The sequence below is a fragment of the Ferrigenium kumadai genome (assembly GCF_018324385.1).
Classification (GTDB): Bacteria; Pseudomonadota; Gammaproteobacteria; order Burkholderiales; family Gallionellaceae; genus Gallionella; species Gallionella kumadai.
Genome location: NZ_AP019536.1, coordinates 562,554 through 583,109, shown reverse-complemented (window position 1 = coordinate 583,109; position 20,556 = coordinate 562,554). Strand labels below are relative to the sequence as shown.

Here is a 20,556-nt window from a genome sequence, read left to right as displayed (position 1 = left end):
AATCCCGAAAACAGACATGACGACTTCCAAAATCATTTACACCCTGACCGATGAAGCGCCGAGACTGGCGACCTACTCTCTGCTTCCCATCGTTCAAGCCTTCACCAAGGCGGCCGGCATCGCCGTCGAGACGCGTGACATCTCCCTTGCGGGACGCATACTCGCGAACTTCCCCGAGAATCTGACCGCCGCCCAGAAGATCGGGGATGGACTGACCGAACTCGGCGAGCTGACGCTGAAACCGGAAGCGAACATCATCAAGCTTCCCAATATTAGCGCATCGCTCCCCCAGTTGAAGGCCGCGATCAAGGAATTGCAGTCTCAGGGATACAACATTCCCGACTATCCGGAAGATCCGAAGACGGATGCCGAGAAGGAGATCAAGGCACGTTACGGCAGGATTCTCGGAAGCGCCGTGAACCCGGTGCTGCGCGAAGGCAACTCCGACCGCCGCGCCGCCGCCTCGGTCAAGCAGTACGCACGCAAGAATCCGCACAAGATGGGCGCATGGAGCGCCGACTCGAAGACTCATGTGGCATACATGAATGCCGGGGATTTTTACGGCAGCGAAAAGTCTGTCACGGTTGCCGAGGCGGGCAGCTTCAGGATCGAATTCATCGGCCAGGACGGCAATGTGACCGTGCTCAAGGACAAGACGCCGCTCAAGGCGGGCGAGATCATCGACGCCTGCGTCATGAGCCGCCGCGGCCTGCGTGAATTCTACGAGACTCAGATGCAGGACGCGAAGAAGCAGGGCGTATTGCTGTCCCTGCACCTCAAGGCCACCATGATGAAGGTCTCCGACCCCATCATGTTCGGTCACGCGGTTTCTGTCTATTACAAGGACGTTTTCGAGAAGCACGCCGCGGTCATCAATCCACTCGGCGTCAACGTGAATAACGGCCTGGGCGACCTCTATGCCAAGATCGCGACTTTGCCCGAAGCCCAGCGTGCCGAGATCGAAGCCGACATCCAGGCCTGCTACAAGTCCAGGCCGGAACTGGCGATGGTCAATTCCGACAAGGGCATCACCAACCTGCACGTGCCGAGCGACATCATCGTCGATGCCTCCATGCCCGCGATGATTCGCGAGTCCGGCAAGATGTGGGGGCCGGACGGCAAGCTGCACGACACCAAGGCGATGATCCCCGACCGCTGCTATGCGCGCATCTACCAAGTGGTCATCGACGATTGCAAGAAGCATGGCGCATTCGATCCCAAGACCATGGGCTCTGTGCCCAACGTCGGCCTGATGGCGCAACAAGCGGAAGAGTACGGCTCGCACAACAAGACCTTCGAGATTCCGGCCAACGGCAAGGTGCGTGCGGTGGACGAATCCGGCAAGACCTTGCTGGAACAGGATGTGGAACAGGGCGACATCTTCCGCATGTGCCAGGCAAAAGATGCGCCGATCCAGGACTGGGTCAAGCTGGCGGTCACGCGCGCACGCCTGAGCAACACCCCTGCCGTGTTCTGGCTGGACAAGAACCGTGCGCACGATGCGCAGATCATCCGGAAAGTGGAACGCTACCTGAAGGATCACGACACCAGCGGCCTGGATATCCGCGTCATGACGCCGGAAGAAGCCATCCAGTTCTCGCTGGATCGCATCCGCGCAGGCAAAGACACCATCTCCGTCACCGGCAACGTGCTGCGCGACTATCTCACCGACCTGTTCCCTATCCTCGAGCTGGGCACCAGCGCCAAGATGCTGTCCATCGTACCGCTGATGAATGGCGGTGGATTGTTCGAGACGGGTGCCGGTGGTTCTGCACCGAAGCATGTGCAGCAGTTCCAGCAGGAAGGCTATCTACGCTGGGACTCCCTGGGCGAGTTTCTGGCACTGGGCGTGTCACTGGAACATCTGGCGCAGACCTTCAAGAACGAGAAGGCGCAAGTCCTCGCGGATACGCTCGATCAGGCCAACGGCAAGATACTGGACAACAACAAATCGCCTGCCCGCAGGGTCGGCGAGTTGGATAACCGGGGCAGCCATTTCTACCTCGCACTGTACTGGGCTCAGGCACTGGCCGCGCAGACCAGGGACAAGGAGCTGCAGGCGCGTTTCGCCCCGTTGGCCAAGGCATTGACGGACAACGAAGCGAAGATCAATGAAGAGCTGATCGCGGCACAGGGCAAGCCGGTCGAGATGGGCGGTTACTACCACCCGGATTTTGACAAGACATCGCAATCTATGCGCCCGAGTGCAACATTCAATGCTGTTTTGAACGCCATTTGAGCACAGCCACGGAGAGAACGCTCCGCCTTCGGTGACGCGATCATCCTGCACTTGTTGATCCGGCCCACGTCCGACAAAAGCCCGGCATCCGCCGGGCTTTTTTATTGGGCGCGCCCTTTTGAAGCCACGGCAGGATCACCGCAATGGATATGCCCGGATTCCGGCTATTGGGATGCAGTGACAGCCAATCTCCTAGTTGCGCGCAACGGCCCTGACAATCACCGAGCTTATTTTTTGGGCTTTTTCTCTTCCTTGCCGAACAAGCCTTCGACCCAGTTTCCGACTTTTACGCCAACCGAAGTACCGACTCCCGGCCCCATTATGGCCGTGCCGACCGCCGCGCCCGCCATGGTCCCGCCAGTGGGATAGAGTAACGGTGCATCGACCGTACCCGAAACGTTGAGTGGTACGGTTGTGCTGGTACCCAACGCTTTGACCTGAGCGTTGACACGTCCCGACAGTGCCTTCTTCGAAGAGACGTTCACCTCACCGTCGACAGCCAACGCACCCGAGGCGATCCTGAGTTGTGAGAAACGGTAGCCGCCGTGCTCCATGAGGAGATGCCCGGACAACTGATCGAAACGGGTTTCTCCGCTGGCCTTTCCCTGCTTGTTCAAGCTGGTGGCAGCTTTCTGGATATCGACACCGTGGAGCGCGCCGTTCTGGACGTTAAAAAGCGTTGCCAGCCGCAACACATTCATAAGCTGATCTGCGGATGCCGCCGAGGCGGAGAAAACCGGTTTGGCGCTGAGCTTGCCACTGACGTGAGTGCCTGGTGACAGCATGGAAGCGATTTTTTGCGTCTCCACCTGTTTGATGTCGAGATTGCCGTCGAGATGCAGCCCGTTCTGCCAACTGATGGCCATTTTGCCAATTGCTGTGCCACCGTAGAGCCTGGCGCTCACCTCACCCAAGTTGGCATCGTGGCGTGTCGCTACTCCCTTGATGATCAACTCGTCGAATACGAGCGCCGGCCCGACCGGCAATGTCCACGATTTTGCGCTGGCATCGATCAGATATTTTGAATTGTCAGACTTGATGATCGCCTTGAACTTGCCGTCCTGCGTGGTAATCGATGCGTCCTCGGCTTCGCCCTTGCTGTCAAGGCTTACGCGTGCATCAAACGGGCCGAAGTTCGCCTTGCCGAAACTGACTAGGGCTTTATTGAGACGGATGCTCTCGACCCGGGCTTGCGGCGGTTGTTCCGGCAACTTGCCGGTATCCGACTTGGCCAAAGCCGCAATCTTGTCGATCCCCTTCTGCGACAGTGCCAAAGAATCGATCTCGATGCTCTTGATGACCTTAGTCGACTGCAGCAATGAGAAAAGTGCGGGGGTCACCTGCACCTTGCCGAGCTTGATGTCATCGGTTGTGCCGACCGCGATACCGTCGATCGTGACATGCGGCAATGGCAATGCGGCGAACCTGATGCTCTTTATCGACACCGGCTCCTGGAGTCTGGTCGAGGCCTCTTTTTCGATCTGGGGAATGTAAGCGTTGAGCGTGATGAAAAACGGCGATGCCCCCGCAATCACGAGCAGTACCGCAAGTGTGATCAGTATGCGTTTAAACCATTTCATGATCAGTTATTGTCCCGTTCTGCAATGGCGCCATATTACCAATGGCTGGCTGGTCCGTGTTTTCAGCAGCCTGCCAGGCGCAAGCAAGGGGCGGCAGACTGGAAAGGATGCCCCCTAGGAAGATGGCAAATAAAAAAGCCCGCCGGAGTCCGGCGGGCTTTTTAAACAACAAAAAAACCGCTTGAATTAGGCGGCTTGAATGTTGGAAGCTTGCTTGCCCTTCGGGCCTTGTACCACTTCGAAGGAGACCTTCTGGCCTTCTTTGAGGGACTTGAAGCCGCTCATGTTGATAGCGGAGAAGTGTGCGAACAGGTCTTCGCTGCCATCATCGGGAGTGATAAAACCAAAACCCTTTGCGTCGTTGAACCACTTTACGGTACCAGTTGCCATGTGTTTACTTCCTTACAAAAAACCCGGGAGAGTGTTCCCGTTAAACTGTTTGATTTAAGACCGCACACGGCAAGACCGGTACTGCAGAAACTTTGAATCAAACACCCGCGCGCTTTTTACTATCCTTTTATTGATATCGTCAAGAGGGTGAGCAAAAATATTTTTCGATTAGGGTTGAAAAAGTAGCGCTAATCATCAACTATGCTTTGCAGACAAGACATCAGAATACGCATCAGGAACTATGGCAACCAAACAACACGGCAGCACCGCACTCGCGCCGGAACGGGCCGCAACAAAGCCCCCACGCATGTATAAGGTAATTCTGTTCAACGACGATTACACCACGATGGATTTCGTGATCGAAGTGCTGGAACGTTTCTTTGCAATGAACCGTGAACGCGCGATGCAAATCATGCTCAAAGTTCACAATGAGGGTTCTGCGGTATGCGGGGTGTATTCATACGACGTCGCCGAAACCAAGGTGGCACAGGTATCTGAGTTTGCAAAGCAACACGGGCATCCGCTACGATGCGGCATGGAGGAAAATTGAAATGATTGCGCAAGAATTGGAAGTCAGCCTGCACTTGGCGTTCGTCGAGGCCCGCCAGAAGCGCCACGAGTTCATCACCGTCGAGCACCTCCTGCTCGCGATGCTGGACAATGCCTCCGCCGCGCAAGTGTTGCGCGCGTGCAGCGTGAACATCGACGAATTGCGCGATGTCCTGACTGCCTTTATCGACAGCCACACCCCCACCGTCCCCGGCGACGGCGAGGTGGACACGCAACCCACCGTCGGCTTCCAGCGCGTCATCCAGCGCGCGATCCTGCACGTTCAATCCACCAACAAGAAGGAAGTGTCCGGCGCCAACATCCTCGCCGCGCTGTTCGGGGAAAAGGATTCCCACGCGGTGCACTTCCTCACCGAGCGCGGCCTCAACCGCCTCGACGTGGTGAACTACATCTCCCACGGCATTGCCAAGAGCGAGGCCGGCAGCACCGCCCAAGCGCAAGGCGAAACCGAGAACGAGCAACAGGCCGGCACCGACGAGGGCGTGCTGAAGAGCTACACGCAGGACCTGAACGCCCAGGCACTGGCTGGCAAGATCGACCCGCTGATCGGGCGCGACCTAGAACTGGAGCGCGTGATCCAGACCCTGTGCCGCCGCCGCAAGAACAACCCGCTGCTGGTCGGCGAAGCCGGCGTGGGCAAGACCGCCATCGCCGAAGGTCTGGCGCGCCGCATCGTCGAGGAGAACGTGCCGGACATCCTGAAAGATGCCCGCGTCTACTCGCTGGACATGGGCTCGCTGCTGGCAGGCACCAAATATCGCGGCGACTTCGAGCAACGCCTGAAGGCGGTGCTGAAGGAATTGAGCGACGCACCGAACGCGGTGCTGTTCATCGACGAGATCCACACCCTGATCGGTGCAGGCGCAGCCTCCGGCGGCACCATGGACGCCTCCAACCTGCTCAAGCCGGCTCTGTCGAGCGGCGCACTCAAATGTATAGGTGCAACTACCTATCAGGAATACCGCGGCATCTTCGAAAAAGATTCCGCGCTGTCGCGCCGCTTCCAGAAGGTAGACGTGGCCGAACCTTCGGTGGAGCAGACCATCGAGATCCTGAAAGGGCTGAAGACGCGCTTCGAGGAACACCACAGCGTCAAATTCAGCGCGGCCGCGATCACCAGCGCCGCCGAACTTTCCGCACGCTTCATCAACGACCGCCACCTGCCGGACAAGGCCATCGATGTGTTGGACGAGGCCGGTGCAGCGCAGCGCATCCTGCCGAAATCCAGACAGAAGAAGACCATCGGCAAGCACGAGATCGAGGAGATCATCGCCAAGATCGCGCGCATCCCGACCCGCACCGTGTCGCACGACGACCGCAACGCGCTGAAGAACCTCGACCGCGACCTCAAGACCACCGTGTTCGGCCAGGACAAGGCCATCGACGTGCTGGCACGCGCCATCAAGATGTCGCGCAGCGGTCTCGGCAACCCGCAGAAGCCCATCGGCAGCTTCCTGTTCTCCGGCCCCACCGGCGTCGGCAAGACCGAGGTCGCACGCCAGCTGGCCTATGCGATGGGCATGCCGCTGCACCGCTTCGATATGTCCGAATACATGGAACGCCACGCCGTCAGCCGCCTGATCGGCGCGCCTCCCGGCTATGTGGGTTTCGACCAGGGCGGCCTGCTCACCGAAGCGATCAACAAGCAACCGCATTGTGTGCTGTTGCTCGACGAGATCGAGAAGGCGCACCCGGACATCTTCAATATCCTGCTGCAGGTGATGGATCACGGCACGCTGACCGACAACAACGGCCGCAAGGCCGACTTCCGCAACGTCGTCGTCATCATGACCACCAACGCTGGCGCAGAAGCGCTGAACAAGGCCCAGATCGGCTTCACCAAGACCGCCGCTGCCGGCGACGAGATGGCCGACATCAAGCGCATGTTCACGCCCGAATTCCGCAACCGCCTCGACGCCATCGTCTCCTTCGCACCGCTGGACCACGAAGTCATCTTGCGCGTGGTGGACAAGTTCCTGATGCAGCTCGAGGAACAGCTGCACGAGAAGAAGGTGGACGTCACCTTCACCGACGAACTCAAGGACTACCTCGCCGACAACGGGTTTGATCCGCAGATGGGCGCCCGTCCGATGGCGCGCCTGATCCAGGACACCATCCGCTCCGCGCTGGCCGACGAACTGCTGTTCGGCAGGCTCTCGAATGGCGGCAAGGTCACCGTGGATGTGAAGAACGGCAAGGTGGGACTGGAATTCGAGAAAGAGGCTGTCCCTGCCTGATCTGGCAAATAGGATGGGCATACCCATCCTACAACCCCAACTCTAGAGAACGTTTCAGTGCCGTCACGAGCAAGCCAATATGCAAGGAGCCGCGCAGCGAATGACGAGACATACCTCATAGGTAGGCGAGGAATGAGCGAGCACGCGACACCGCAGATTGGCTGCGCAGTAGGCAATGCAACGTTCTAGCTACAGGGGGCGATTTGCCCCCTCCCCCACCGGCCCCCTGCACTTCGGTTCACTCGTCGCCGCCATCGGCAGCTACCTCGATGCAAAACATCACCACGGTACCTGGCTGGTGCGCATGGAAGACCTCGACATACCGCGCTGCATGCCCGGTGCGGCAGAAGACATCCTGCGCACACTTGAAGCCTACGGCCTGCACAGCGACGAACCCGTCATCTACCAGAGCCAGCGCACCGCCGCTTATGACGAAGCGCTGCACAAGCTGCGAGCCCTCGACGCGGTGTATCCCTGCTGCTGCACGCGCAAGGAAATCACTGACTCGGCGCTGCACGGCATCGAGGGATTCGTCTACCCCGGCAACTGCCGCAACGGACTGGCGCACCCGAGAGCGACGCTGGCATGGCGGGTGCGCACGAACGACACGCCCGTCAGGTTCGACGATGCCTTGCAAGGGCTCCAGTCGCAGCGACTCGAGAGCGAGATAGGCGACTTCGTGGTGAAACGCGCCGACGGCCTGTTCGCCTACCAGCTGGCGGTGGTGGTAGACGACGCCTTCCAGAACATCACCCACATCGTGCGCGGCGCGGACCTGCTCCACTCCACCCCGCGCCAGATCCACCTCCAGCGCCTGCTCGGCCTACCCACCCCGCACTACCTGCATCTGCCCGTCGCGGTGAATGCACAGGGCGAGAAGCTTAGCAAACAGACCCTCGCCCCTGCCGTTGCGACCTATAACATCGTCACGACATTGATTTCGGTATTGGATTTCCTGCGGCAGCGACCGCCTGCTGAATTGCAGGATGGAAGCGTAAAAGAAGTGTTGGGATGGGCGGCGAAGAACTGGCAGCCGGAAGTACTAGCCGGTCAATCGCATATCCCCACATGATCCGTAGGGGCGGGTTTGAAACCCGCCCCTACAATCGCATAACGTAAATCAATTGGCCGAAGCTGCCACCCGCACCGCTTCGGCAATGCGCTGTGCGGACTGTTCGACCAGCGGCCCATCCTCGCCTTCCACCATCACCCGCAACAACGGCTCGGTACCCGAAGGCCGCAACAGCACCCGCCCCTTGCCGTCCAACTCGCGCTCGGCTTCCGCCACCGCATCCTTCACCGCCTGAAGCTCCAGCAAGGCAGCAGCCTTGCCCGTCACCTTCACGTTGACCAGCACCTGCGGGTACATGCGCAGGTCCGCCGCCGCTTCGGCGAGCCCCTGCCCGCTCGCGCGCAGCGCGTGCAGCACCTGCAGCGCCGAGACGATGCCGTCCCCGGTGCTGTGCTTGTCGAGGCAGATGACATGGCCCGAGTTCTCTCCGCCGATCTGCCAGCCCTTTTCCAGCAACTGCTCCATCACGTAACGGTCGCCGACCTTGGCGCGCGAAAAAGGGATGCCAAGCTTCTGCATCGCATGCTCGAAGGCGAGGTTGGTCATCAATGTGCCGACCACTCCCCCCTGCATCCTGCCCTGCGCCTGTCGGTGTTTGGCGATGACATAGATCAGCTGATCGCCGTCGTAGAGCTTGCCTGCCGCGTCCACCATCACCAGCCGGTCGCCGTCGCCGTCCAGCGCGATGCCGAGATCGGCCTTATGCTCGACCACGGCCTTCTGCAGGTTCTGCGGCTTGGTCGCACCGTAGCCGTCGTTGATGTTCTTGCCGTTCGGCTCGGCGCCGATGGCGACCACGTCGGCGCCGAGCTCGTGGAACACGTGGCGCGCGATGTGATAGGTCGCGCCGTGCGCGCTGTCCACCACGATCTTCATGTCGCGCAGGTTCATATCGCACGGAAAGGTGCTCTTGCAAAATTCGATGTAGCGCCCGACCGCATCGTCGATGCGCTTGGCCTTGCCCAGGTTCTCCGAGGCGTTGGTCTGCATCGGGTTGTCCAGTTCGGACTCGATGGCATGCTCGGTCTCGTCGGGCAGCTTGGTGCCGTTGCCGGAGAAGAACTTGATGCCGTTGTCCTCGAACGGATTGTGCGAGGCGGAGATCACCACGCCTGCCTGCAGGCGCAAGGCGCGCGTCAGGTAGGCCACCGCCGGGGTCGGCACCGGACCGGCCAGGTACACGTCGATGCCCGCAGCGATCAACCCGGCTTCGAGCGCGGATTCCAGCATGTAGCCGGAGATGCGAGTGTCCTTGCCGATCAGCACCGCAGGGCGCTCGCCGCGCGTGTGCTCGGCGCCCGCCAGCACCTTGCCCGCCGCATAACCCAGATGCATCACGAACTGCGGGGTGATGGGGTACTCGCCCACTTTGCCGCGCACGCCATCCGTACCGAAATATTTTCTACTCATTGCATTTCCCTAATGTGATGCGGATCGATACATTTCCCGTTCGTCCTGAGTGGCGCGCATAGCGCGCCGTATCGAAGGATCGAACGGGAAATACTCACCGCGAACGGTATCTATTTCGCACAATTATTTACTGCATCCCAAACCTTCAACGCATCCACCGTCGCGCGCACGTCGTGCACGCGCACGATGGACGCCCCGCGCTGCACCGCGATCAATGCCGCCGCCACGCTGGCGGATACGCGATGCTCCACATCCTGCCCGGTGATCGCGCCCAGCATGGACTTGCGCGACAGTCCCGCCAGCACCGGCACTCCCAGTTCGCGCAGTTTTTGCAGCCCGCGCAACAATTCGAGATTATGCGCCAGCGTCTTGCCGAAACCAAAGCCCGGATCGATCGCGATGCGCTCGCGCGCGATCCCCACGGCTTCTGCCGCGGCGATGCGCTCGCGCAGAAATTCGCTCACTTCGGTGAGGGCATCCTGATAATGGGGGCGCTTCTGCATGGTCTGTGGGTCGCCCTGCTTGTGCATCAGGCACACGGCGGCATCGGATTGTGCGACCGCATCCAGCGCCCCTTCCGCGAGCAGCGCATTCACGTCGTTGACCATGCAGGCGCCCGCCGTCAGTGCGGCTCGCATCACCTCGGGTTTCCAGGTATCGATGGAGACGGGGACGCCGCGCAGCGCCTCGACCAGCGGCAGCACGCGGTCCAGCTCTTCCCGCACACCGACCGACGCGGCGCCGGGACGTGTGGATTCGCCGCCGATGTCGAGGATGTCCGCGCCCTCCGCGATCAGCTCATAGGCATGGTCTATCGCTTTGGCAGGCGAAAAAAAACGCCCGCCGTCGGAAAACGAATCGGGCGTGACGTTGACGATGCCCATCACAAGTGGGCGATCGAGTTTGAATTGGTATTTGCCGCAATGGAGCATTGAGGATACGGGATACGGGATACAGGTCACTGAATCCTGTATCCCGTATCCCTGCTTCAGGTTTCCTGTGCAGGCTCGTTCGGTGTAGTCGCCGGAGCGGTCGGCGCCTGATCCTTGGGCGGCTCCGGCGCCTTGGTGCTCTGGCTGGGTTTGGGCTCGCGCGGAGGGTTGCCGGCCATGATGTCGTTGATCTGGTCGGCATCGATGGTTTCCCATTCCAGCAGCGCCTTGGCCATCGCCTCGATCTTGTCGCGGTTATCTTCGATCAGCTTGCGCGCCAGTGCGTACTGCTGGTCGATGATGCTGCGGATCTCGGCATCCACCTTCTGCATGGTCGCTTCGGAGATGTTCTTGTGCGTGGTCACCGAGCGGCCGAGGAACACTTCGCCTTCGTTTTCGGCATACACCATGGTGCCCAGCGCATCGGACATACCCCATTGGGTGACCATCTTGCGTGCCATGTCGGTGGCGCGCTCGAAGTCGTTGGAGGCGCCGGTGGTCATCTGATTCATGAAGATTTCCTCGGCGATGCGCCCGCCGAACAGAACCGCGATGGTGGACAGGATGCGCGCCTTGTCCATGCTGTAACGGTCTTCCGTCGGCAACTGCATGGTCAGGCCCAGTGCGCGGCCGCGCGGGATGATCGTGACCTTGTGCACAGGATCGGTCTTGGGCAGCAGCTTGGCCACCAATGCGTGCCCCGCTTCGTGGTAGGCCGTGTTCTTGCGCTCCTCCTCCGGCATGATCATGGACTTGCGCTCGGCGCCCATCATGATCTTGTCCTTGGCGGATTCGAAGTCGTCCATCTCGACGAAGCGCTTGTTGCGGCGCGCCGCGAACAATGCAGCCTCGTTCACCAGGTTGGCCAAGTCGGCGCCGGAGAAGCCCGGCGTGCCGCGCGCCAGCACGTCCGCCTTGACGTCGTTCGCGACCGGCACCTTGCGGATGTGCACCATCAGGATCTGTTCGCGGCCGCGGATATCCGGCAGCGGCACCACCACCTGACGGTCGAAACGGCCCGGGCGCAGCAGCGCCGGGTCGAGCACGTCGGGACGGTTGGTCGCGGCGATCACGATCACGCCGCTGGAACCCTCGAAACCGTCCATTTCCACCAGCAGGGCGTTCAGTGTCTGTTCGCGCTCGTCGTTGCCGCCGCCGAGGCCAGCTCCGCGCTGGCGGCCCACCGCGTCGATTTCGTCGATGAACACGATGCACGGCGACTGCTTCTTGGCCTGCTCGAACATGTCGCGCACGCGCGCCGCGCCCACGCCGACGAACATCTCGACGAAGTCGGAACCGGAAATCGAGAAGAAAGGCACCTTGGCTTCGCCGGCGATGGCCTTGGCCAGCAGGGTCTTGCCGGTACCCGGGCTGCCCACCATCAGCACGCCGCGCGGAATGCGCCCGCCGAGGCTCTGGAACTTGGAGGGATCGCGCAGGAAGTCCACCAGCTCGCTCACCTCTTCCTTGGCTTCGTCGCAACCGGCCACGTCGGCGAAGGTCACGCGCTCCTTGGTATCGTCCAGCATGCGCGCCTTGCTCTTGCCGAAGGAGAACGCGCCGCCGCCCTTGCCGCCCTGCATCTGGCGCATGAAGAATATCCACACGCCGATCAGCAGGATCATCGGGAACCAGGACACGAAGATGTTCATCAGCATGGATGGTTCTTCTTCCGGCTTGGCCTCGATGGTCACGCCGCTCTTCAACAGGTCGGAGATCATCCACGGGTCGCTAGGCGCATAGCTGGTGATGCGCTTGCCGTCGCTGGTGACCGCCTTCAGGGCGTGCCCCTCGATGGTCACTTTGGTGATGGTGCCCTTCTTGACTTCATCCAGGAATTGGGAATATTCGAGCTGCGCCTGCGCAGTCTGCTGCTGGCGTGCATTGAACTGGTTGAACACGGTCATCAGCACGAGGGCGACGACCATCCAGATGGCGATACTTTTAAACATGTTGTTCAAGATAACTCCTTAACCGGCGCATCACGGCTGCCGAACGGTCATTAGACTATGTATTGCCCGATTACTCAAGGGCACATCGATAAACCTACTGCGCGACTTGATTGCGGCGTTGCGTGGTAGGTTTATCGATGTGCCGCAACTACTAATGTGGCCCAGTCGCCAACAAATACACTTCGCTGCTGCGGTCGCGCGAGGCCTTGGGCTTGCGCGAAACCACTTTGGAAAAACGGCTGCGCATCTGCTTCAGGTACTCCTCGAACCCCGCGCCCTGGAAGACCTTGACGAGAAAACTCCCTTCCGGCGTCAGGTGTTCGAGTGCGAACTCCATCGCCAGTTCCGCGAGGTGCATGGCGCGCGCCTGGTCGGCGGAGACGATGCCGCTGATATTGGGGGCCATATCCGAGATTACAAGCCCGACCGGCCTGCCCTGCAGCAGATCTTCCAGCTGTTTCAGCACGGCATCGTCGCGGAAATCGCCCTGGATAAAATCCACTCCAGCAAGATGGTCTAATGGCAACAGGTCAAGGCCGATCACCTTGCCGCCGCGCCCCACCTTGTGCGCCGCCACCTGAGACCAGCCGCCCGGAGTCGCCCCCAGGTCCACCACCACCATGCCGGGTTTCAACAAATGGTCCTTGGCATCGATCTCCAGAAGCTTGTAGGCGGCGCGCGAACGATAGCCCTCCTTCTGTGCAAGTTGCACAAAAGGGTCATTTACATGCTCACGCATCCATTGTTTGCTGGTTTTGGAAGGCTTCATCGATTAAAATCCGACCTCACTTGAAAGGCTCACCATGTTATCCCTGACTGTATCCGAACGCCGCGACCTCAAAGCACGCGCCCACGCCCTCAACCCTACCGTGATGATCGGCAATGCCGGACTGACCGAAGCGGTGCTGAGAGAGATCGCCATTACCCTGAAGAACCATGAGTTGATCAAGATTCGTGTGATGAGCGACGAGCGCGCACAACGTGAAGCCATCCTTGAATCCATCTGCACCCAGCTCAACGCAGCCCCGGTGCAACACATCGGCAAGATCCTGGTCGTCTACCAGCCCAACCCTGAGGCGAAACAGATTGAGATCAAGAAGATGCCGCGCCACAAGGGCAAGAAGCCGCTGACCAAGAAGCAACTCGGCAGCCGCACGTAGGGGCGCAATTTATCGTGCCCAAAGGGCGTGATGAATCACGCCCCTACAACCCGATCAGATGTACTGAACGTCCACCACTTCGTATTCACGCACCCCGCCCGGTGCCTGCACCTCGGCGATGTCGCCGCTGTACTTGCCGATCAGCGCACGCGCGATCGGCGAGCTGATGGAGATCTTGCGCTCGCGGATGTTCGCCTCGTCGTCGCCGACGATCTGGTAAGTCACCACGTCGCCGTTGTTGACATCTTCCAGCACCACAGTCGAACCGAACACGCAGCGCCCGTCGGCGCTGATATTCTTGGGATCGATGATCTGCGCGCTGCCCAGCTTGAACTCCAGCTCGACGATGCGCCCTTCGACGAAACCCTGCCGCTCCTTGGCGGCGTCGTATTCGGCGTTCTCCGACAGGTCACCCTGCGCGCGCGCCTCGGAAATGGCGTTGATGACCGCCGGGCGTTCCACCGTCTTCAGGTGGTGCAACTCCTGGCGCAACAACTCTGCGCCGATGAAGGTCAAGGGGATCTTGCTCATAACGAAAACTTCCTTATTCCTGATTAAGCCAGACGCTGGTGCAGCGTCTGGACGTCGTACACCTGCAGCTCGGCGAGATGCTGCATCCCGACGCAGGCGGCACGCGCTCCGGCGAGCGTGGTGTAGTAGGTGACACGGCCTTGCAGCGCCGCATGGCGGATCGAATACGAGTCGCGCATCACGGATGGCCTGCTGTCCACGGTGTTGACGATGAGGCTGACCTCGCCGTTCTTGATCATGTCCACGATATGCGGACGGCCTTCGGCGACCTTGTTCACCGCCGTCACCGCCACGCCCGCCCCAGCGATCACCGCCGCCGTGCCGCGCGTCGCCAGCACGGTGAAGCCAAGCTCGACCAGGGAGCGCGCCACTTCCACCGCACCGGACTTGTCCGCGTCGCGCACGCTGATGAACACCTTGCCGTCCTTGGGCAGCTTCACGCTGGCCGCCAGTTGCGACTTGACGAAAGCTTCGGCAAAGGTATCGCCCACGCCCATCACTTCGCCGGTGGACTTCATCTCGGGGCCGAGGATGGTATCGACGCCCGGGAACTTGATGAACGGGAACACAGCTTCCTTCACCGAGTAGTACGGCGGGATGACTTCCCTGGTCACGCCCTGCTGCGCCAGCGATTGGCCGGCCATGCAGCGTGCAGCGATCTTGGCCAGCGGCACGCCGGTCGACTTCGACACGTAGGGGACAGTACGCGAGGCACGCGGGTTCACTTCCAGTACATACACTGTCTCGCCCTGGATGGCGAACTGCACGTTCATCAGGCCGACCACGTTGAGCTCCTTCGCCATCGCAATGGTCTGGCGGCGCAACTCGTCCTGCAGCTTGGCGGACAGCGAGTACGGCGGCAGCGAACAGGCCGAGTCGCCGGAGTGCACGCCCGCCTGCTCGATGTGTTCCATGATGCCGCCGATGATGACCTGCTTGCCGTCGGACACCGCATCCACATCCACTTCGATCGCATCGTTCAGGAAGCGGTCGAGCAGGATAGGCATGCGCTCCGGATAGGTCTTGGACATCTCCTCGGCGTCGCGCATGTAGCGCTCGAGGTCGGCCTGCGCATGGATGATCTCCATGGCGCGGCCACCCAGCACGTTGGAAGGACGCATCACCAACGGATAGCCGATTTCTTCGGCGCCGGCGACCGCATCGGCCACATTGCTCGCCGTGCGATTGGGCGGCTGCTTCAGTTCCAGCTTGCGCAGCATGGCCTGGAAACGCGCGCGGTCTTCCGCGCAGTCGATCATGTCCGGCGTGGTGCCGATGATAGGCACACCGTTCTTTTCCAGCCCGTGCGCCAGTTTCAGTGGAGTCTGACCGCCGTATTGCACGATCACGCCGACCGGCTTCTCGACGGCGACCACTTCCAGCACGTCCTCCAGCGTCAGCGGCTCGAAGTACAGACGGTCGGAAGTGTCATAGTCGGTCGACACAGTCTCCGGATTGCAGTTGACCATGATGGTCTCATAACCGTCTTCGCGCATCGCCAGCGCGGCATGCACGCAGCAATAATCGAACTCGATACCCTGACCGATGCGGTTCGGACCGCCGCCCAGCACCATGATCTTCTTGTTGTTGGTCGGCTGCGATTCGCACTCTTCCTCGTAGGTCGAGTACATGTAAGCGGTGTTGGTCGCGAATTCTGCGGCGCAGGTATCCACGCGCTTGAACACGGGACGAATACCCAGTGCATGACGGTAGGCGCGCACGGCCGCAGCATCGGTATCCAGCAAGGTCGCGAGACGTGCATCGGCAAAACCGCTGCGCTTCAAAGTGCGCATGTGGTCCGCATCGAGGCTTTCCAGCGTGCGGCCGGACAGTGCCTGCTCCTGACGGATCAGGTCTTCGATCTGAACCAGGAACCACGGATCGATCTTGCTGACGTTGAACACTTCTTCGACGCTCATGCCGATGCGGAAAGCGTCGCTCACCGCCCAGATGCGCTCCGGCCCCGGGTTGCCGAGTTCGGACACGATGGCTTCGCGGTCGCTGTATTTGGCATCCAGACCGTTCACGCCGACCTCGAGGCCGCGCAGGGCTTTCTGGAAAGATTCCTGGAAGGTGCGGCCGATGGCCATCACCTCGCCCACCGACTTCATCTGCGTGGTCAGGCGGTCGTTAGCCTGCGGGAACTTCTCGAACGCGAAACGAGGGATCTTGGTGACCACGTAGTCGATGGTCGGCTCGAACGAGGCCGGAGTCGCGCCACCGGTGATGTCGTTCTTCAGTTCGTCCAGCGTGTAGCCGACGGCCAGTTTGGCCGCGACCTTGGCGATCGGGAAGCCGGTGGCCTTGGATGCCAGCGCCGAGGAACGCGACACGCGCGGATTCATCTCGATCACCACCATACGCCCGTCGTTCGGGTTGATGGAGAACTGCACATTGGAACCGCCGGTCTCCACGCCGATCTCGCGCAGCACCGCCAGCGAGGCATCGCGCAGGATCTGGTATTCCTTGTCGGTCAGTGTCTGCGCCGGAGCGACGGTGATGGAATCGCCGGTATGCACGCCCATCGGGTCGAGGTTCTCGATGGAGCAGATGATGATGCAATTGTCGTTGCGGTCACGCACGACTTCCATCTCATATTCTTTCCAGCCAAGCAGCGATTCCTCGATCAGGAGCTCGTGCGTAGGTGAGGCTTCGAGGCCGCGCTCGCAGATCTCGACGAACTCTTCGCGGTTATAGGCGATACCGCCGCCGCTGCCGCCCATCGTGAAGGACGGACGGATGATGGTCGGGAAGCCCATCACCTGCTGCACCTGCAGCGCCTCTTCCATGCTGTGTGCGATGGCGGAGCGTGCGGAAGACAGGCCGATGCGGGTCATCGCCTGCTTGAACTTCTCGCGGTCTTCCGCCATGTCGATGGCGTCACGCGAAGCGCCGATCATCTCGACGTTATATTTCTCCAGCACGCCATGCTTGGCCAGGTCCAGCGCGCAGTTCAGCGCGGTCTGCCCGCCCATGGTCGGCAGGATCGCATCGGGACGTTCCTTGGCAATGATCTTCTCGACCATCTTCCAGGTAATCGGCTCGATGTAAGTCGCATCCGCCATGTTCGGATCGGTCATGATGGTGGCCGGATTCGAATTCACCAGGATGACGCGGTAGCCCTCCTCGCGCAGCGCCTTGCAGGCCTGTGCCCCGGAGTAGTCGAACTCGCACGCCTGCCCGATGACGATGGGGCCGGCGCCGATGATGAGGATGCTTTTTAAGTCAGTACGTTTTGGCATTTATCACAACCATTACTTGCGCATCGAATCTACGAAGCGATCGAACAGATAGTCCACATCGTGCGGACCGGGACTCGCCTCAGGGTGACCCTGGAAACAGAACGCGGGCTTGTCGGTCAGCTCGAAACCCTGCAGCGTGCCGTCGAACAGCGAAACGTGAGTGACACGCGCATTCTTCGGCAGCGTCGCCGCATCCACCGCAAAGCCGTGGTTCTGGCTGGTGATCATCACGCGCTTGCTCTGCAGGTCCTGAACCGGATGGTTCGCGCCGCGGTGACCGAACTTCATCTTCACCGTCTTCGCGCCCACGGCCAGACCCATCAGCTGGTGCCCGAGGCAGATGCCGTACAAGGGGATGCCGACCTCGATGAATTTCCGGGTCGCCTCGATGGCGTAATCGCACGGCTCGGGATCGCCGGGACCGTTGGACAGGAACACGCCGTCCGGATTCATCGCCAGCACCTCGGCAGCCGTCGTCTTCGCCGGCACCACGATGACTTTGCAGCCGCGCTCGGCCAGCTTGCGCAGGATGTTGCTCTTCACGCCGAAGTCGTATGCGACCACATTGAATTTCGTTTCGGTCGCATCGCGGTAGCCATGCCCCAGAGCCCACTCGCGCTGCATCCACTCGTAGGGCTTGTCGCACGACACAACTTGGGCCAGATCCATACCCGCCATGCTGGGGAATCCCCGCGCAGCCGCCAGCGCCGCATCGACGTCGGTGCCGGTGGCGATGCAGCCGTTCTGCGCCCCCTTCTCGCGCAGGATGCGCGTCAGCTTGCGGGTATCGATCCCGGCGATGGCGACCACATTATTGGCCTTGAGATAGTCGGGCAGCGACTGGGTTTTGCGCCAGTTGCTCACCGTCAGCGAAAGGTCTCGGACGATCAGACCGCTGGCGTACACCTGGCGCGACTCGACATCCTCGGCGTTCACGCCCACGTTGCCGATATGCGGATAGGTCAGCGTGACGATCTGCTTGCAATAGGAAGGGTCGGTGAGGATTTCCTGATAGCCGGTCATCGAGGTATTGAACACAACCTCGCCGACGCTGCTGCCGGAAGCCCCGATAGCAACGCCTCGAAACACTGTCCCATCGGCTAACACTAGAATGGCAGGGCTCGTTTGCGACACCGGAATACTCCCAAAATCGTGGATGAATGACTTATTTGATGCCTCTGGAAATTCAGGGTTCGGAGTGCCGCGCGCGACACGCAGACCCAGAGACAGTACGCGCGGTACAGCTAGGGTCCGGGCACCGCGTAACGCCGCGATGCGTCCGAAGAATGAATTTGCAGGGGTATCCGTAAAGAAGCGGGACGAACCGTTGGCCCATCCCGCTCTGAATTGGTGCGCATTATAGCCGATTAGAGGGGCGGCATCAAACGGACGCGCAGCCCTTGTGGCTACTAAAGGGAAGGGGCGCTACCGTATAATGCCGCCCCTTCCGCCCCTCCGGTTGAAGGGCGCGATCTTGTCCAACCTCATTGAAAGTACCCCATATGTTTGAAGTAATCGTTTTGGCTGTAGCACTTAGCATGGATGCCTTTGCCGTTTCCATCGGACTGGGCTCCAAAGGCGACACCCGCGGACTTGGATTAAAGGCGGGTCTGTACTTCGGCACCTTCCAGGCGCTGATGCCCTTCATCGGGTACCTCGGCGGCGAGAGCGTATTGGGCTGGGTCCAGGCCTACTCACACTGGATCGCATTCGGATTACTGGCGCTGATCGGGGGCAAGATGCTCTACGAAGGTCTGCAGGAAGGCATAGAAGAAGACATCGCGGCCATCACCAACAAGATGATGCTGACGCTGGCCATCGCGACCAGCATCGACGCCATGGCCGCAGGGTTCAGCCTGACCCTGCTGGACATAAACGCCTACCTGGCCTGCCTCATCATCGGCGTGACGACCTTTGCCTTCAGCTGGGCCGGCGTCGAGATCGGCAAACGCAGCGGCACCTGGCTGGAGAACAAGGCCGAGATCTTCGGTGGTGTGGTACTGATCCTGATCGGTATCAAGATCCTCGTCTTTTAGACATAAAAAACTCGCGACCAATTGCGCATAACATCGGCAGCAATCGAGAAGCCCGGCTGACCAGCCTTAAGCCTGTCAGCCGAAAATAATTGCCCGAAGCGGGAACCAACCGGTCACTTTACTTTCCATACCGCCTTGCCCCGGAACCCGCCAGTTTTTTGCGGCGGTGGTTTTTGGCATGAGTGACGATCACCGCCAAATCATTCTCGACCAAATTTCACACAGGCATTATTCTGGCGCCGATGTAACCCAACGATTCAATTAGTGGAAAATGAATATGAATAACCTCCAAGACATGGCCGAACTCGACAGCGAAGAAAACACCCCTGAACGCGAGGCCGCCACCAAGCGCAGCACTTGGGTCAGCGTGGTCGTCAATCTGGGCCTGACCATCACCCAGGTCATCGCCGGCGTAGTCGCAGGCTCCCAGGCGCTGATTGCCGACGGCATACATTCCCTGTCCGATCTGGTGGCCGATTTTGTAGTACTCCTGGCCGTGCATCACAGCAAGAAGCAGGCGGATGAAGACCATCACTACGGCCACCAACGCTATGAGAACGCAGCCTCATTGGTCCTTGGCGGATTGCTGCTGGCGGTGGGGGTGGGCATGATCTGGTCCGCCGTCCACAAGCTGCAGGCGCCGGAGTCCATCCCTACTGTTCATCTGATGGCGCTTTGGGTGGCCTTGGGCGCCCTGGTCGTCAAGGAGACGCTCTTCCGCTATATGCTGGCCGTTGCCGAGCGAGTTCGCTCCAGCATGCTGGTCGCGAATGCCTGGCATGCCCGTTCCGATGCCGCTTCCTCGCTTGTGGTCGCGATCGGCATCGGGGGCAATCTTCTCGGGTTCGCACTTCTCGACCCCATAGCCGCGCTGATCGTGGGTTTCATGGTGGGCAAGATGGGCTGGGAGTTCTTCTGGGATGCGCTCCATGACCTGATGGACCGGGCCGCCACCGAGGAGCAGGTCGAAGGCATCGCCGCCGAAATCCTGGCGACTCCCGGCGTTCTGGGGATGCATGAACTGAAGACCCGCAAGGCGGGCGACATGATCCTGGCCGATGTCCATCTGGAAATCGATGGCAGCATCACGGTCGCGGAAGGGCACGACATTGCCCGGCAGGCAAAACTCAATGTGATGGCCCGCCATCCCGTCCTCTATCTGATGACTCACGTCGACCCGGTAACCCCCAAAGCGAACTAGGAGT

At 60.4% G+C, this 20,556-nt stretch carries 16 protein-coding genes; 7 read left to right on the top strand and 9 right to left on the bottom strand.

Annotation, left to right across the window (positions count from 1 at the left end; translation table 11 throughout):
* Positions 1–16 precede the first annotated feature (16 nt).
* Positions 17–2,239, top strand: coding sequence for an NADP-dependent isocitrate dehydrogenase (locus tag FGKAn22_RS02740; protein ID WP_212786458.1), 2,223 nt, complete (start codon positions 17–19; stop codon positions 2,237–2,239).
* Positions 2,240–2,466: 227 nt separating this feature from the next.
* On the opposite strand, the gene FGKAn22_RS02735 is transcribed toward FGKAn22_RS02740, so the two are convergent.
* The gene (locus FGKAn22_RS02735; protein WP_212786457.1) at positions 2,467–3,819 is read right to left on the bottom strand and encodes an AsmA family protein; all 1,353 of its coding nucleotides are present in this window, start codon (positions 3,817–3,819) and stop codon (positions 2,467–2,469) included.
* Positions 3,820–4,005: 186 nt separating this feature from the next.
* Complete coding sequence (locus tag FGKAn22_RS02730; RefSeq protein ID WP_212786456.1) at positions 4,006–4,209, bottom strand: cold-shock protein; 204 nt, start codon at positions 4,207–4,209, stop codon at positions 4,006–4,008.
* Between the two features lie 241 nt (positions 4,210–4,450).
* Between FGKAn22_RS02730 and clpS the strand changes: the two genes are divergently transcribed.
* From clpS to gluQRS, 3 genes are all read left to right on the top strand, one after another.
* Complete coding sequence (gene clpS / locus FGKAn22_RS02725; RefSeq protein WP_212786455.1) at positions 4,451–4,759, top strand: ATP-dependent Clp protease adapter ClpS; 309 nt, start codon at positions 4,451–4,453, stop codon at positions 4,757–4,759.
* 1 nt (position 4,760) lies between these two features.
* A complete protein-coding gene (gene clpA / locus FGKAn22_RS02720; RefSeq protein ID WP_212786454.1) occupies positions 4,761–7,016 on the top strand; it encodes an ATP-dependent Clp protease ATP-binding subunit ClpA in 2,256 nt (751 codons plus the stop codon).
* A gap of 175 nt (positions 7,017–7,191) precedes the next feature.
* On the top strand, positions 7,192–8,088 hold the full coding sequence (gene gluQRS / locus FGKAn22_RS02715) for a tRNA glutamyl-Q(34) synthetase GluQRS (protein WP_212786453.1): 897 nt from the start codon (positions 7,192–7,194) through the stop codon (positions 8,086–8,088).
* 48 nt (positions 8,089–8,136) lie between these two features.
* Here the strand turns inward: gluQRS and glmM are convergent, their stop codons facing one another.
* The 4 genes from glmM to rlmE all read right to left on the bottom strand — a co-directional run bounded on the left by glmM (position 8,137) and on the right by rlmE (position 13,151).
* Positions 8,137–9,498, bottom strand: coding sequence for a phosphoglucosamine mutase (gene glmM, locus FGKAn22_RS02710; RefSeq protein ID WP_212786452.1), 1,362 nt, complete (start codon positions 9,496–9,498; stop codon positions 8,137–8,139).
* Positions 9,499–9,608: 110 nt separating this feature from the next.
* Complete coding sequence (gene folP / locus FGKAn22_RS02705) at positions 9,609–10,430, bottom strand: dihydropteroate synthase (protein ID WP_212786451.1); 822 nt, start codon at positions 10,428–10,430, stop codon at positions 9,609–9,611.
* Between the two features lie 56 nt (positions 10,431–10,486).
* Positions 10,487–12,391, bottom strand: coding sequence for an ATP-dependent zinc metalloprotease FtsH (gene ftsH, locus FGKAn22_RS02700; protein WP_212786450.1), 1,905 nt, complete (start codon positions 12,389–12,391; stop codon positions 10,487–10,489).
* Positions 12,392–12,533: 142 nt separating this feature from the next.
* Positions 12,534–13,151, bottom strand: coding sequence for a 23S rRNA (uridine(2552)-2'-O)-methyltransferase RlmE (gene rlmE / locus FGKAn22_RS02695; RefSeq protein WP_212786449.1), 618 nt, complete (start codon positions 13,149–13,151; stop codon positions 12,534–12,536).
* A gap of 34 nt (positions 13,152–13,185) precedes the next feature.
* Between rlmE and yhbY the strand changes: the two genes are divergently transcribed.
* The gene (gene yhbY, locus FGKAn22_RS02690) at positions 13,186–13,542 is read left to right on the top strand and encodes a ribosome assembly RNA-binding protein YhbY (protein ID WP_212786448.1); all 357 of its coding nucleotides are present in this window, start codon (positions 13,186–13,188) and stop codon (positions 13,540–13,542) included.
* Between the two features lie 54 nt (positions 13,543–13,596).
* Here yhbY and greA read toward each other — a convergent pair whose 3' ends face one another.
* Genes greA through carA form a run of 3 tightly spaced genes read right to left on the bottom strand, consistent with a single transcriptional unit; the run spans position 13,597 to position 18,449 of the window.
* The gene (gene greA / locus FGKAn22_RS02685; RefSeq protein ID WP_212786447.1) at positions 13,597–14,073 is read right to left on the bottom strand and encodes a transcription elongation factor GreA; all 477 of its coding nucleotides are present in this window, start codon (positions 14,071–14,073) and stop codon (positions 13,597–13,599) included.
* Positions 14,074–14,096: 23 nt separating this feature from the next.
* Positions 14,097–17,315 (bottom strand): carbamoyl-phosphate synthase large subunit, encoded by a 3,219-nt coding sequence (gene carB / locus FGKAn22_RS02680; RefSeq protein ID WP_212786446.1) that lies wholly within the window; start codon positions 17,313–17,315, stop codon positions 14,097–14,099.
* A 12-nt stretch (positions 17,316–17,327) separates the two neighbouring features.
* Entirely contained in the window at positions 17,328–18,449 is a 1,122-nt protein-coding gene (carA, locus tag FGKAn22_RS02675) for a glutamine-hydrolyzing carbamoyl-phosphate synthase small subunit (RefSeq protein ID WP_212786445.1), read from the bottom strand.
* A 386-nt stretch (positions 18,450–18,835) separates the two neighbouring features.
* Between carA and FGKAn22_RS02670 the strand changes: the two genes are divergently transcribed.
* The gene (locus tag FGKAn22_RS02670) at positions 18,836–19,351 is read left to right on the top strand and encodes a manganese efflux pump MntP (protein WP_246487442.1); all 516 of its coding nucleotides are present in this window, start codon (positions 18,836–18,838) and stop codon (positions 19,349–19,351) included.
* Positions 19,352–19,628: 277 nt separating this feature from the next.
* Positions 19,629–20,552 (top strand): cation diffusion facilitator family transporter, encoded by a 924-nt coding sequence (locus FGKAn22_RS02665; protein ID WP_212786443.1) that lies wholly within the window; start codon positions 19,629–19,631, stop codon positions 20,550–20,552.
* The last annotated feature ends 4 nt before the right edge of the window (positions 20,553–20,556 follow it).

Excerpts from the sequence above, each read along its gene's own strand:
- FGKAn22_RS02740 (WP_212786458.1), top strand. The coding sequence starts at position 17 with ATGACGACTTCCAAAATCATTTACACCCTGACCGATGAAGCGCCGAGA.
- FGKAn22_RS02735 (WP_212786457.1), bottom strand. The coding sequence starts at position 3,819 with ATGAAATGGTTTAAACGCATACTGATCACACTTGCGGTACTGCTCGTG.
- FGKAn22_RS02730 (WP_212786456.1), bottom strand. The coding sequence starts at position 4,209 with ATGGCAACTGGTACCGTAAAGTGGTTCAACGACGCAAAGGGTTTTGGT.
- clpS (WP_212786455.1), top strand. The coding sequence starts at position 4,451 with ATGGCAACCAAACAACACGGCAGCACCGCACTCGCGCCGGAACGGGCC.
- clpA (WP_212786454.1), top strand. The coding sequence starts at position 4,761 with ATGATTGCGCAAGAATTGGAAGTCAGCCTGCACTTGGCGTTCGTCGAG.
- gluQRS (WP_212786453.1), top strand. The coding sequence starts at position 7,192 with ATGCAACGTTCTAGCTACAGGGGGCGATTTGCCCCCTCCCCCACCGGC.
- glmM (WP_212786452.1), bottom strand. The coding sequence starts at position 9,498 with ATGAGTAGAAAATATTTCGGTACGGATGGCGTGCGCGGCAAAGTGGGC.
- folP (WP_212786451.1), bottom strand. The coding sequence starts at position 10,430 with ATGCTCCATTGCGGCAAATACCAATTCAAACTCGATCGCCCACTTGTG.
- rlmE (WP_212786449.1), bottom strand. The coding sequence starts at position 13,151 with ATGAAGCCTTCCAAAACCAGCAAACAATGGATGCGTGAGCATGTAAAT.
- yhbY (WP_212786448.1), top strand. The coding sequence starts at position 13,186 with ATGTTATCCCTGACTGTATCCGAACGCCGCGACCTCAAAGCACGCGCC.
- greA (WP_212786447.1), bottom strand. The coding sequence starts at position 14,073 with ATGAGCAAGATCCCCTTGACCTTCATCGGCGCAGAGTTGTTGCGCCAG.
- carB (WP_212786446.1), bottom strand. The coding sequence starts at position 17,315 with ATGCCAAAACGTACTGACTTAAAAAGCATCCTCATCATCGGCGCCGGC.
- FGKAn22_RS02665 (WP_212786443.1), top strand. The coding sequence starts at position 19,629 with ATGAATAACCTCCAAGACATGGCCGAACTCGACAGCGAAGAAAACACC.